The 12,483-nt window shown below is 58.9% G+C and carries 10 protein-coding genes; 5 read left to right on the top strand and 5 right to left on the bottom strand.

The genetic code is table 11. From position 1 onward, the window contains the following. Nucleotides 1–11 precede the first annotated feature (11 nt). From ACID345_RS07895 to ACID345_RS07875, 5 genes are read left to right on the top strand one after another with little or no spacing between them, the layout of a single operon-like run. Nucleotides 12–1,493 (top strand): aldehyde dehydrogenase family protein, encoded by a 1,482-nt coding sequence (locus tag ACID345_RS07895; protein ID WP_011522339.1) that lies wholly within the window; start codon nt 12–14, stop codon nt 1,491–1,493. Continuing rightward, nucleotides 1,493–2,854 carry a 4-aminobutyrate--2-oxoglutarate transaminase gene (gene gabT, locus ACID345_RS07890; RefSeq protein WP_011522338.1) on the top strand — a complete coding sequence of 454 codons (1,362 nt, stop codon included), beginning with the start codon at nt 1,493–1,495 and terminating at the stop codon, nt 2,852–2,854. The genes ACID345_RS07895 and gabT overlap by 1 nt, the downstream gene beginning before the upstream one ends. 38 nt (nt 2,855–2,892) lie before the next feature. Next, complete coding sequence (locus tag ACID345_RS07885) at nt 2,893–4,365, top strand: CoA-acylating methylmalonate-semialdehyde dehydrogenase (RefSeq protein WP_011522337.1); 1,473 nt, start codon at nt 2,893–2,895, stop codon at nt 4,363–4,365. 3 nt (nt 4,366–4,368) lie between these two features. Then, nucleotides 4,369–5,679 carry an aspartate aminotransferase family protein gene (locus tag ACID345_RS07880; protein ID WP_011522336.1) on the top strand — a complete coding sequence of 437 codons (1,311 nt, stop codon included), beginning with the start codon at nt 4,369–4,371 and terminating at the stop codon, nt 5,677–5,679. A 7-nt stretch (nt 5,680–5,686) separates the two neighbouring features. Further along, nucleotides 5,687–7,132 (top strand): aldehyde dehydrogenase family protein, encoded by a 1,446-nt coding sequence (locus ACID345_RS07875; protein ID WP_011522335.1) that lies wholly within the window; start codon nt 5,687–5,689, stop codon nt 7,130–7,132. Between the two features lies 1 nt (nt 7,133). Here the strand turns inward: ACID345_RS07875 and ACID345_RS25270 are convergent, their stop codons facing one another. From ACID345_RS25270 to ACID345_RS25265, 5 genes are read right to left on the bottom strand one after another with little or no spacing between them, the layout of a single operon-like run. Next, a complete protein-coding gene (locus ACID345_RS25270; protein ID WP_187148965.1) occupies nt 7,134–7,628 on the bottom strand; it encodes a chemotaxis protein CheX in 495 nt (164 codons plus the stop codon). Nucleotides 7,629–7,630: 2 nt separating this feature from the next. Next, nucleotides 7,631–8,452, bottom strand: a complete 822-nt coding sequence (locus tag ACID345_RS07865; protein ID WP_011522333.1) for a CheR family methyltransferase — start codon at nt 8,450–8,452, stop codon at nt 7,631–7,633. 3 nt (nt 8,453–8,455) lie between these two features. Continuing rightward, nucleotides 8,456–9,523 carry a protein-glutamate methylesterase/protein-glutamine glutaminase gene (locus ACID345_RS07860; protein WP_011522332.1) on the bottom strand — a complete coding sequence of 356 codons (1,068 nt, stop codon included), beginning with the start codon at nt 9,521–9,523 and terminating at the stop codon, nt 8,456–8,458. Next, the gene (locus ACID345_RS07855; RefSeq protein ID WP_011522331.1) at nt 9,520–9,894 is read right to left on the bottom strand and encodes a response regulator; all 375 of its coding nucleotides are present in this window, start codon (nt 9,892–9,894) and stop codon (nt 9,520–9,522) included. The genes ACID345_RS07860 and ACID345_RS07855 overlap by 4 nt, the downstream gene beginning before the upstream one ends. Further along, nucleotides 9,894–12,470, bottom strand: coding sequence for a methyl-accepting chemotaxis protein (locus ACID345_RS25265; RefSeq protein WP_011522330.1), 2,577 nt, complete (start codon nt 12,468–12,470; stop codon nt 9,894–9,896). The genes ACID345_RS07855 and ACID345_RS25265 overlap by 1 nt, the downstream gene beginning before the upstream one ends. Between the last annotated feature and the right edge of the window lie 13 nt (nt 12,471–12,483).

The raw sequence follows: 12,483 nt of genomic DNA, 5'->3' as shown, positions 1-12,483 counted from the left end.
GAGAACCTGAGATGGATACGGCTACGAAAACCAGCACCAAAACCTACCAGATGTACATCGATGGCAAGTTCGTCGAAAGCGCCACGGGAAAGTTGTTCCCCGTTTACGATCCTTCGACGGAAGAAGTGATTGCTGAGTGTCCGGCAGGAAACGCTGCCGATGTTGACCGTGCCGTTGCCGCCGCCCGAACGGCTTTTGACGATGGCCCCTGGAACGCAACCACCGCGCAGGAGCGCGGACGCGTCCTCTTCCGCATTGCTGAAAAGATCCGCCAGCACACGGCTGAACTCGCCGAGATCGAGTGTCGCAATTCCGGCAAGCCCATCGTCGAAGCCGAGTACGACATTGCCGATTGCGCTACCTGTTTCGAGTACTACGGCGGGCTCGCGACGAAGATCACCGGCCAGGTGAATCCGGTTCCTGACAACGCAGTTAGCCTTTCGCTAAAGGAACCGATCGGGGTCGCAGGGCAGATCATTCCGTGGAACTATCCGCTGGCGATGGCCGCGTGGAAGCTTGCTCCCGCCATTGCTGCGGGCTGCACCGTTGTCATCAAGCCTGCCGAACAGACGCCCCTCACGTTGCTGGAACTTGCGAAGCACTTCGAAGAAGTGGGGCTGCCGAATGGCGTAGTAAATGTTGTGACCGGATACGGTGAAGAAGCGGGTGCGCCCATCGTCGCGCATAAAGATGTGGACAAGATTGCCTTCACCGGCAGTGGAAGCGTGGGCAAGCTGATTATGCGCGAGGCGAGCGCCACACTGAAGCGCGTCTCGCTCGAACTCGGCGGTAAATCGCCGAATATTTTCTTCGCCGATGCCGACTTTGAAGCTGCGATTGATGGCGCACTCTTCGGCGTCTTCATCAACCAGGGCGAAGTCTGCTCCGCGGGCAGCCGAATTCTTGTCGAGCGCCCGATCTATAAGAAGTTCGTGGAGGCGATGACCGAAAAGGCCAAGAAGATAAAACTCGGCGCGCCGCTCGATCGCGATACGAAGATGGGTCCGTTGGTCAGCAAAGACCAATATGAGCGCGTTCGCGAGTATCAGGAGATCGGCAAGAAAGAAGCGAAGGTCGCATCCGGCGGCAATCGCCCCAGCGGCTTCGCTAAGGGCTATTACGTCGAACCGACGATCTTCTATGACGTGGACAATAGCGCTCGCATTGCGCGCGAAGAAATCTTTGGACCGGTGGCGTCCGTCATCCCATTCGACAACGAAGCTGATGGCCTGAAGATCGCCAACGACACGCCCTTCGGCCTCGCCGCTGCGGTTTGGACGCGCGACATCTTCAAGGCATTCCGCATGGTGAAGAAGATCCGCGCCGGCATCGTGTGGGTGAACCACATGCAACCCACGTATTACGAGGCGCCGTGGGGCGGATACAAGCAATCCGGCTTTGGACGCGAGCTCGGCCCGTGGGGAGTAGAGGAATACCTCGAGACCAAGCAGGTGCACATCAACCTCAGCGAACAGCCGATTGGGTGGTACTGATGGCCTCAATTGTTTTGCGAACCAAGGTTCCGGGACCGAAAGCGCTGGAGCTTGCGAGCCGCCGATCGGCCGCGGTTCCTCGCGGTATCTACGCATCGACGCCCATCTATGTGTCGCGTGCGGAAGGCGCGCTGATCGAGGATGTGGATGGCAATACCTTCATTGACCTCGCCGGCGGCATCGGCGTAATCAATGTTGGGCATCGCTCACCTGCCGTCGTCGAAGCCATTCATCGTCAGACCGACCGCTTTCTCCATACCTGCTTTCAGGTTGTCGGATACGAGAGCTACATCCGTCTTGCGGAGAAATTGAATGAGATCACCCCCGGCGAATTTCCAAAGCGTACGTTCTTCGTGAACTCCGGCGCGGAAGCCGTCGAGAACGCGGTGAAGATCGCGCGCTATCACACCAAACGTCCCGCGGTTATCTGCTTTGAAGATGCGTTCCACGGGCGGACCACGCTGGGGATGGCCCTCACCAGCAAGACGCATCCGTACAAAGCTGGGTTCGAGCCATTCCCTAGCGAGATTTATCGCATCCCCTACGCGTACTGCTATCGCTGCTCCTATGGGAAGAAGTATCCGAGTTGCGAAGTTGCGTGTGCCGATGCTTTAGAAGGCGTCTTCAAGCGCACTGTGGCAGCAGAATCCGTGGCGGCGATCATTATTGAACCGGTGCTCGGCGAAGGTGGGTTCGTGACCCCGCCCAGCGATTTCTTGCGAAAGCTGCACGGCATCTGCAAGCAGCACGGCATCGTCTTCATCGCCGACGAAGTACAGACCGGCTTCGGCCGCACCGGCGCGATGTTTGCCTGCGAGCGCTACGGCGTTGAACCGGACATTTTGATCGGCGCGAAATCTCTCGGCGGTGGTTTGCCAATTGGATCCATCACGGGCCGCGCAGAAATCATGGATGCGCCCATACCGGGCGGCATCGGCGGAACGTTCGGAGGCAGTCCTCTTGCGTGCGAAGCCGCGCTGGCAACGATTGAAGCCATGCAGCGCCAGGATCTTCCGGCGCGCGCTAACGCACTGGGTGAACGCTTCCGGGCCCGTGCCCTGCGGTGGCAAGCGCAGTGGCCGCAGATTGGCGAAGTGCGCGGCCTTGGCGGGATGCAGGCGATCGAACTGGTGCGCTCGGCCGAGTCACGAACTCCCAACGACTCCGCGACGAAGCACATCATCCAATATTGTTATGAGCGCGGCGTGATTACTCTCAACGCGGGCACGTATAGCAACGTCATTCGCATTCTCATGCCGCTCGTCATTTCCGATGCGCAATTCGAAGAAGCGCTCGACGTAATGGAATCGGCCCTCTCGCACGAGTTTGCGACTTCTCGTGTGACTACCGGAGTTTCATAGTTACGCAACATATTCTGTCGAAATTGGTGATTTGTACGATGAGTACCACAGCACAAACCGAGCTTCTCCAGGTCCAGAATTTTGTCAACGGCGAGTGGCGGACCAGCCACTCTGGCGATGTTCTCGAGATTTATAACCCCGCCACGGCTGAGCCGTTGGCGCACGTGCCCCTCTCCGGCGCCGACGAAGTGAATGAAGCGGTGCGCGCGGCCGCTGCCGCGTGGCCCGCGTGGCGCGAGACGCCGCCCGGCGACCGCATTCAATACATCTTCAAGCTGAAACAGCTAATGGAGGAGCACTTCGAAGAAATCGCCCGAACGGTGACGATCGAGAACGGCAAGACGCTCACCGAAGCACGAGGAGAAGTGCGTCGCGGCATTGAGAACGTTGAAGTCGCCTGCGGAATTCCGCTGATGATGCAGGGCTACAACCTCGAAAACATATCGCGTGGCATTGACGAAATCATGTATCGCCATCCAATCGGAGTCGTAGCCGCGATCACACCGTTCAACTTTCCGGCAATGATTCCCTTCTGGTACCTGCCCTACGCAATCGCTACTGGGAACTGTTTCATCCTGAAGCCAAGTGAGCGCGTACCGTTCACAATGCAGAAGGTTTTCGAACTGATTCATCAGATAGGATTGCCGAAGGGCGTCATCAACCTGCTGAACGGAGGTAAACCCGCGGTGGACGCTCTGCTCGACCACCCTGAGGTGCGCGCCATCAGCTTCGTCGGGTCGACGCCCGTAGCCCGTTACATCTACGAGCGCGCTGCAAAGAACGGCAAGCGCGTGCAATGCCAGGGCGGCGCAAAGAACTACGCGGTCATCCTGCCCGATGCCGACATGAAAGTGGCGACGAACATCGTGGGCGAGAGCGCCTTCGGTTGTGCGGGACAACGATGCCTGGCATTGAGTGTTGGAGTCACTGTCGGTGAGGCCCAGAAGGGTTTCCGCGAAGCCGTCTCTGAGTTCGCCGCGCACCTCAAGACCGGCAACGGACTCGAAGCAGGGACACAGATGGGGCCCGTGATCACCGCGCAGAGCAAATCACGAATCGAAGAAGTTATTGACCATGCTGTGAAGCAAGGTGCAAAAGCCGTGACCGATGGCCGCGGCTACAGGGTTGCGAATCATGAGCGCGGCAACTTCCTTGCGCCGACGATTCTCGATGAAGTGCCCGCCGACAGCGATGTGCCACAGACTGAAATCTTCGGCCCCGTGTTGAGCCTGGTGCACGCCGACAGTCTCGAGCATGCGATTGAGCTGCTTTCCAAGAGCGCGTACGGTAATGCCGCATCTCTCTTCACCACCAATGGAGCGCACGCGCGACGTTTCCGCCATGAAGCGCCAGCTGGAAACATTGGCATCAATATCGGTGTCCCTGCACCTGTCGCCTACTTCCCTTTCAGCGGCTGGAAGGAGAGCTTCTTCGGCGACCTCCACGGCCAAGGTCGTGATGCGATCGAGTTTTACACCGACAAGAAAGTCGTCATCGAGCGCTGGAGCTAAACCATGAGCGATACGATTCGGAAATACCAGGAATACGTCATTACCAGCTTCGTGAAGGCCGTGCAGCCTGTCGTTATTGAAAGCGCCAGCGGCGCGATCATTAAGGACATCAGCGGGCGCGAGTTCATCGACTGCTTTGCCGGCATTTCGGTGGTGAATGCCGGACATTGCAATCCGAAGATCAACGCCGCTGCCAAGGCGCAGATTGATAAGCTCGTGCATTGTGGCTCGTACATCTATCACAGCCAACCGACCGCGCAATTGGCGGAGAAGATGGCGAAGATCACGCCGGGGCGGTTGAAAAAGTCCTTCTTCGCCAACAGCGGCGCCGAAGCGATCGAGGGCGCGATGAAAGTTGCGCGCCTCTTCACCGGCAAGCACGAGATCATTTCGCTGCAGCAGTCCTTCCATGGACGCACCTGGGGCACGCTGAGCATCACTGGCAACCAAGGCCGCAAGAAGCGTGGCGGCCCGTATGCTCCGGGCATCGCATTCGCGCCGGCACCGTATGCCTTCCGCTCGCCATGGCCTAATGAGCCAGAGAAGTTCGCTTCCTACTGCGCGAAACAAGTGGAAGAAACAATCCGATACTCAACCTCCGGCGATGTCGCGGCATTCATCGCCGAACCGGTGATGGGTGAAGGCGGCATCATCGTCCCGCCGCAAAACTACTTCCGCGAGGTGAAGGAAGTCCTCGATCGCCATGGGATTTTGTTCATTGCCGACGAAGTACAATCGGGCTTCGGCCGCACCGGTAAGATGTTTGCGATCGAACACTACGACGTCGAACCTGACATCCTCGTCACCGCCAAGGGCATCGCCAATGGATACCCGATCGCAGCGTTCACAACGCGTGATGAGATTGCGGCTGCATTCAAACCTGGCGACCACCTGTCGACTTTCGGTGGAAATCCGATTTGTTGCGCGGCTGCGCTCGCCAACATCGAATTCTTCGAAGAAGAAAAGCTCTGTGATCAGTCAACCGAGAAGGGCCAACACGCGCTCACCCGCTTAAGAGCGCTGCAGGGGCGGCAGTCGGGCATTGGCGAGGTTCGCGGGCTCGGCCTCATGATCGGCGTGGAACTGGTGAAAGACGACCATCTCACACCTGCGGCCGCCGAAGCGGAAGCCGTGCGCGACACCTGCTTCAAAGCCGGTGTGCTGATCGGAGTCGGCGGCACGAATGCCAACGTTCTCCGGCTTCAGCCGCCGCTCGTCATTACCTACGAACAGCTCAACACCGCACTCGATGTGTTGGAGGGCGCGATCACCGAAGTAGTGGGCCGCACCGCGGCCGTTGCGGGCAAGGCATAGCCGCAGCATGAGCGAGATCGTCGCGGCCCCGGCGGCATCGTATCCGTTCCTGCTCAACGGCGAGTGGATCTCCGACGGTAGTCCCGTCGAGATCCACTCGCCTTTTGACCACAAAGTTATCGGCCAGGTCTTCTACGGTTCTTCCGCTCACGTGGAAGCGGCCATCCGCGCAAGTGTTGAGGCGTTCCAGATCACCCGAAAGCTGGGCAGCTACGAGCGCGAACGAATCCTGAGTGCGATCTCCCAAAAGCTTTCCGAACAGCGCGAAGACTTTGCGCACACGATTGCACTCGAAGCCGGCAAGCCAATCAAGACGGCTCGGCAGGAAGTCGAACGTGCGATTTACACATTCAAGGTTGCGGCAGAAGAAAGCACGCGCATCGAGGGAGAGTACCTTCACCTCGATACGATTGAGGCGACAAAAGGGCGATGGGGAATTGTGCGGCGCTTCCCTATCGGCCCGATCTTTGCGATCACGCCGTTCAATTTCCCGCTGAACCTCGTGGCGCACAAGCTCGCGCCTGCAATTGCCGCAGGGTGCCCAGTCATCCTAAAGCCCGCACCGCAGACGCCGATCACCGCTCTGAAGCTCGCGCGCGTGATTCACGAATCAGGCTGGCCGGCAGGCGCACTCACCGTCATGCCGCTGTCGAACGAAGACGCAAGCCTGCTCGTCACCGACGAACGCATCAAGCTACTCACGTTCACTGGCAGCTCCATTGGTTGGGACCTGAAGAGCAAAGCCGGCAAAAAGCGGGTGCTCCTCGAACTCGGCGGAAATGCCGCCATCATTATCCATTCCGACGCTGATCTCAGGTTCGCTGCCGAGCGATGCGCGCACGGCGCATTCGGTTACGCCGGTCAAAGCTGCATTTCCGTTCAGCGGATCCTGGTGGAAAAGAGCGTCTATAGCGAGTTCCGCCAAATGCTCGTAAACGCAGCCGGAAAACTAAAGACCGGAGACCCTCTCGATGAGGCGACCGACGTCGGGCCACTCATTCGCGAATCGGACGCCTTGCGTGCGGAATCATGGGTGAAGGAAGCGGTGGCTCAGGGCGCGACCTTGCTCTGCGGTGGGACCCGCAAAGGCAGCTTGCTCGAGCCCACCGTGCTGACGAATACGCGCCCGGAGATGCTGGTCAATTGCCGCGAAATCTTCGCCCCCGTGGTCACCGTGGAAGCATACGACGACTTCAACGAAGCCCTGAGGCAAGTCAACAATTCGCCATTCGGTCTGCAAGCAGGCATTTTGACTCGCGATGCGCAGCGCATCTTCACGGCCTTTAACGGGCTCGATGTTGGCGGGGTTGTGGCAGGCGACGTACCGACCTTCCGCATTGACCACATGCCCTACGGCGGGATCAAAGATTCAGGTCTCGGACGCGAAGGCGTGCGCTATACGATTGAGGAAATGACCGAGCCGAAGTTACTCGTGATGAACCTCGGCGCGTAGCTCACTGAACACGGAACGGCGTGCAGTTTCGCAACGGGTCTGCTTCAGGATCGCGTTCGAGAAGGCTAACCAGCATGGAGTTGCCCTCCCATTCGAACGGGCACTGCAACAGCACTCTTCCACCGCGCACCGTAAGATCGTAGTCCGCCCCATCCGCTACCGACGGCAGTGAGACGTGGGTGGGCTGCGCCACTAATGCCTTCACGCTTCCCGCCACCATGTTGGTAAGCTCCCCCACGGTGTCTCGCAAATCGTCGATGGTCAAATCCTCCGGCGTCTTCGCGAGAAAACGTCGTGCCGCGAGTTGCGCCAGGCCCGTGCTGCAATCCAATCGCACGGCGCCTTCCCACGCTCCCACCAGTTGCACACATGCGCCGATGTAACCTTGTCCATGGATCACCGCGCCGCCGAATTCGGTGCTGGCCAAGGGAATGCCAAGCATCGCCGCCCACATTTGTTCGTTCATTGCAATTAAGTCTTCCTGTCGGATCGCCACGATCATCTCCTCAACCGATAGCAAGAGGCTTTGCCATACTCCACCCGCTCGAAGCCGTCGTCGAGCCCCATCATGCTCTCCGCACTGCCCAGGAAAAGGTACCCATCCGGATGAAGCACGTTTCGAGCACGGGCTAGAATTTGCTTCTTCATTGGCACTTCGAAATAGATGAGCACATTGCGAAGCATGATGATGTCCATCGTCGCCATCGCCTGCCACGGATTCGATAGGTTGATCGCCTCGAAACTTACCCGGCTGCGAATGCTGTCCTTGATCACCCACTCCAGCCCTTCGCGCCGAAAGTGTCGCGTTAACAGCGGTGCCGGCAATCCCCGGTTCACTTCCATCTGTGTGTAACGACCGCCGCGCGCGCGGTTCAGAATCGCCGACGAGATATCGGTTCCCAGTATCCGGACGGTCCACGATCGCAGCTCCGGAAACTCATCCTCAATCATCATCGCGAGACTATAGGCTTCCTGCCCGCTCGACGACGCCGCGCTCCAGATATTCAATCGGCGTAAGGTTCCCCGGCTGACGATCAACTCCGGCAGTACCTTCCGCTTGATCATCTCGAACGGATGCAGGTCGCGAAAGAACCAGGTCTCGTTGTTGGTCATCGCGTCGAGCACCTTGCGATGCAATGTGCCGAACGGCTTGCCGCGCATGTTCGTCAGCAATGCGTTCACAGAGGTCTGGCCTTCGACATATGCCAATTGGGCCAGGCGCGACTCCGCGAGATACTCTTTTCCGCTCTCGATGGCAATCGCCGAGTGCGTCAACACCAGTTCCCGCAGATAGTCAAATTCATTCAATGAGATCGCCATGCCTCAAGCTCCGCGGCGCATTGCCGCCCCCAGACTTACCCTGCGAACTATCTCGTTTCCAATTTCCGTCACCGGCAGCACCCGTTCCGCGAGCCCGGCATTCGCGACATAGCCAGGCATGCCCCACACCACGGATGTGGCTTCGTCCTGAGCGATGACCGTACCGCCGGCTTCTCGAATCGTCTGCGCCCCACGAAAGCCATCCTGTCCCATGCCAGTCATCACCACCGCGAGCACGCCCGCTCCGTAGGCCCGCGCTACCGAACGAAAAAGAACATCCACCGCGGGACGGCACGAGTTCTCCGGAGGCCCCTGCGAGCGTCGCAGTTGGAACCCGAGCCCCATCCGTTCCACTGTCATGTGGTGATCTCCCGCGGCTACGCGGATCGTCCCGGGCTGCACGACTTCCTGCTCTTCGACTTCGCGCACCGGAATCGCGCACTCTCGATTCAATCGTTCTGCGAGGAAGCGCGTGAACATCGGAGGCATATGCTGCACCACGAAGACCGGCACCGGAAAACCCTTCGGCAAGCGCGGCAGAACTTGCGACAACGCATTCGGTCCACCCGTCGAAGTACCAATCGCCACGGCGGTGATCGGTACGCCTGGAAAGGAGGTGTCCCGATTGAACTTTTGCGGCAGCGGGGGAAGTGCTGGGCGCTCCTTGCGGCACAACGCCCGGATCTTCGGAACCAGTTGCGCGCGGATCGCCTCGACCCCCTGGCCACCTGGTCGCGAGTTGGACGGCTTCGTCACATAGTCGGATGCCCCCAGCGAGAACGCTTCCAGCGTCGCAACCGCGCCACGCTCGGTGAGCGTGCTGAACATGATCACCGGAAGCCGCGGCCGCGTACGGCGAAGCTCGCGCAACGTCTCCAGGCCATTCATTTCCGGCATCTCGATGTCGAGAGTTACGACGTCGGGCGCCAACTGGTCCAGCATCCGCAGCGCGATGTGCCCGTTCGCCGCGACACCAGCGACTTCAAGGTCGGCTTCCTGTGCCAGGATTTGCCGCAACAGAGAGCGGATCACAACCGAATCATCCACGATCAAAACGCGTGTACGGTTCATAGCGCCTGCGGCATCATGCCGAGAATTTCCAGCTTTTCAAGAATCACTTCTCGCGTGAACGGTTTCATTACGTATTCGTCCGCTCCCGCGCCGAGAGCACGCGCCATCTCTGCCATCTCGGTCTCTGTGGTCACCATCATCACCTTCACGTCCTTCCAGCGAGCGTCGGCGCGCATGGCGCGGAGCATGCTGAAACCGTCCATTTCCGGCATGTTCCAGTCGAGCAGAACGATGTCCGGATTGCTGCGCTCTAACGACTGCAGCCCTTCTCTCCCATTGCGTGCCTCGGCGGTGCTGAACCCGGCACCCTTCAGGGCCAGCCTCAGAAATGCCCTCATCGCCGATGAATCATCCACGATCAGTGCGTGCATTACATGACCCCTGCGTACTCGCTCGACTGCCTGGTTAGGTTGAATCTGCGATCGCTCGCGACGTCGTCGTCCGACAATTTGAAACGCGCGATCATGGCATCCAGGTCCACCGCCATCTTCTGCAGTGCTTGTGCGGACTTGCCAGTCTCGGTCGCTCCCTGGGTTGCAGCACGCGCCGCGCTCGCCACCGCAGTGACATTCGCGGTGATGTCCACTGCGCCACGCGCCGCCTCCGCAAGGTTGCGGCTGATCTCCGAAGTCGTGGCACTTTGCTCTTCCACCGCGCTGGCAATGCCGTGCTGGATGTCGTTGATCTGCCCGATCACCGCGCCAATTTCTCCGATCGCACCGACTGCACCTTTGGTGTCGCCCTGGATTGCGACTATTTTTTGGCTGATGTCTTCGGTCGCCTTGGCGGTCTCTTTCGCCAGTTCTTTTACTTCGTTGGCCACCACCGCGAAGCCCTTCCCTGCGTCTCCCGCACGGGCTGCTTCGATCGTGGCATTCAATGCCAACAAGTTCGTCTGTTGCGCTATCGACGTAATCACCTTGATGACCTCGCCAATCTCAGCGCTGCTCTGGCCTAACTTGGCGATGGTCGCGTTGGTGTGGTCGGCAGTCTGTACTGCAGCCGTCGCAACTTTGCTGGCCTCCCCAGTGCTCTTCGCGATCTCGCGAATGCTGGCACCCATTTCATCGGCACCCGTGGCTACTGTCTGAACGTTCTTGCTCACTTGTTCGGATCCGGCGGAGGCCATGTTCGCTTGCGCAGATGTCTGTTCCGACGTCGCCTCCATCTCGCGACTGATGCGGCTCAACTCGTCCGACGACTGCTTGAGTGGCGCGGCGATCTTTGAGATCTGCAGCATCGTAGAGCGCACGATCTCGAGCACGCGATTCATCCCCGCCAGCAGCTCGGCATACGCTCCGTGCAGCGCAGCCTCATCGGCACGATAGGTTAGGTCCCCACGATCCGCTGCCTGGATGATGCCATTCATCTCTTGTTGCAGCGCGAGGATGTTCTCCTTCATGTGCACGAACGGTAAAGACACTTCGTCCTCTGCCGAACGCGCCTTCACATCAACCGACATCTCGCCATTTGCCAATGCAGTGGCGACCTTCATCAGGCCCGAGAGGCCGTCATGCAAGCCGTTCACCGCCTGTTTCATTCGCTCGTGATCGCCGCGGCACTCGATTGCAACCCGCTCGCTCAAGTTCCCCACGCTCATCTTGAAGAGAATGCGGTTGCCTTCTTGCACCGGCTTGATCATCGCGTCGAGAGTACGGTTGACGCCTTCCACAACCTCGCGATAGATCCCGGCATGACGCGAAGCGTCGGCACGAACGTCGAACTTGCCATCGAGCGCTGCGCTCACAAGGGTATTGGTATCCTGAGAGAGCCGATCGATCGCAGCAAACACCCCATTGAACCCAGCCACTAGCTCAACGTAGCTACCTCGATAATCAGGTCGATTCAACTGGGTTCCGTTCTCGCCTTTGCTCAATTTCACCAAGTGTTCGATCGAGCGTTTAAGCGGCATCGCGACCACCTCGAGACCTTCATTCTGCGCCGTCAAGAGCGCGCGATACGCGCCCTGGGTGTCGCCTAACTCTGCCCGGACATCCAGCTGGCCATCTTTCGTAGCGGCAGCCACTTTCTGCGATTCCCGCACCAAGGTCCGTAGGGAAGCCAACATGGCCTGGTAACTATTGCCCAGCTTGTCTTTTTCGCTCAGGCTTTTGACTTCGATTTCGATGTTGCCGCGCGCAATTTGCTCGGCTTGCGCTGCCCGCTCGCGTATCACGCTCACCATTTCGCCGAAGGCGCGAGCTACAAGTCCGGGCTCGTCGTTCGTCTTTATGTCCACACGTACATCAACATCTCCCACCGCCAGTCGCTGCGCAGCCGCGGCAACTTGTGACAAAGCGAGCGCTATACGCGCTCCGATCATTCGCCCCATCATCAACGCCGCGGCGACCGCAATCAGCAGCAGGATTCCGATTTCGACCCTGGCGCTCTTGAGGTTGGCGGTGTTCGCCGTACTGACGCGAGTCACCGAATCGTTGTTCGACTCAATGATCGCGCCCAGCTTGCCGGTCATGTAGCCTTGTTGTTCATCGGCTTTTTGCAGCAGTCTCTCTGTTTCTGAGTTGTCCCCACGTTCCTTCGCAGCAAGGAAGGCACTTCGGGTCTCGTGAAAATTCAGGCGCGATTGCTTGTAATCCTCATAGGCGCCGCGTTCATCTTCCTCCATCTCAGTGCGCGAGTATTCCTCGAGAAGGACGCTGTTCGCCTTTGCTGTTTCGGCGATGGCTTGGCGAAGGGTGGCATCGGTCGTGCGATCTGTCGTTTTCGCCAAGTCGCGCAGCCGCAACTGATTGATGTAATTATTCTGGATGACCTTTCCGAGCAGGATGATGGACTTGATATCGTTGTTGTGCATGTGCGAAAGGGCGCGCTCACTCTGCGTCAACTGCCACACACTCACCCCTCCCACCACACCGGCGAGCAAAGCCATCAAGGAAAAGCTCCACATCAGTTTCTTTGCCACTGTCAGATCGTTGAACCACCGCATGTCCATCCCCTTT

The organism is Candidatus Koribacter versatilis Ellin345, assembly GCF_000014005.1.
GTDB classification, from domain to species: Bacteria; Acidobacteriota; Terriglobia; order Terriglobales; family Acidobacteriaceae; genus Korobacter; species Korobacter versatilis_A.
Note: the sequence above shows the minus strand (reverse complement) of the source record. Positions and strands in the feature narration are given on the sequence as shown.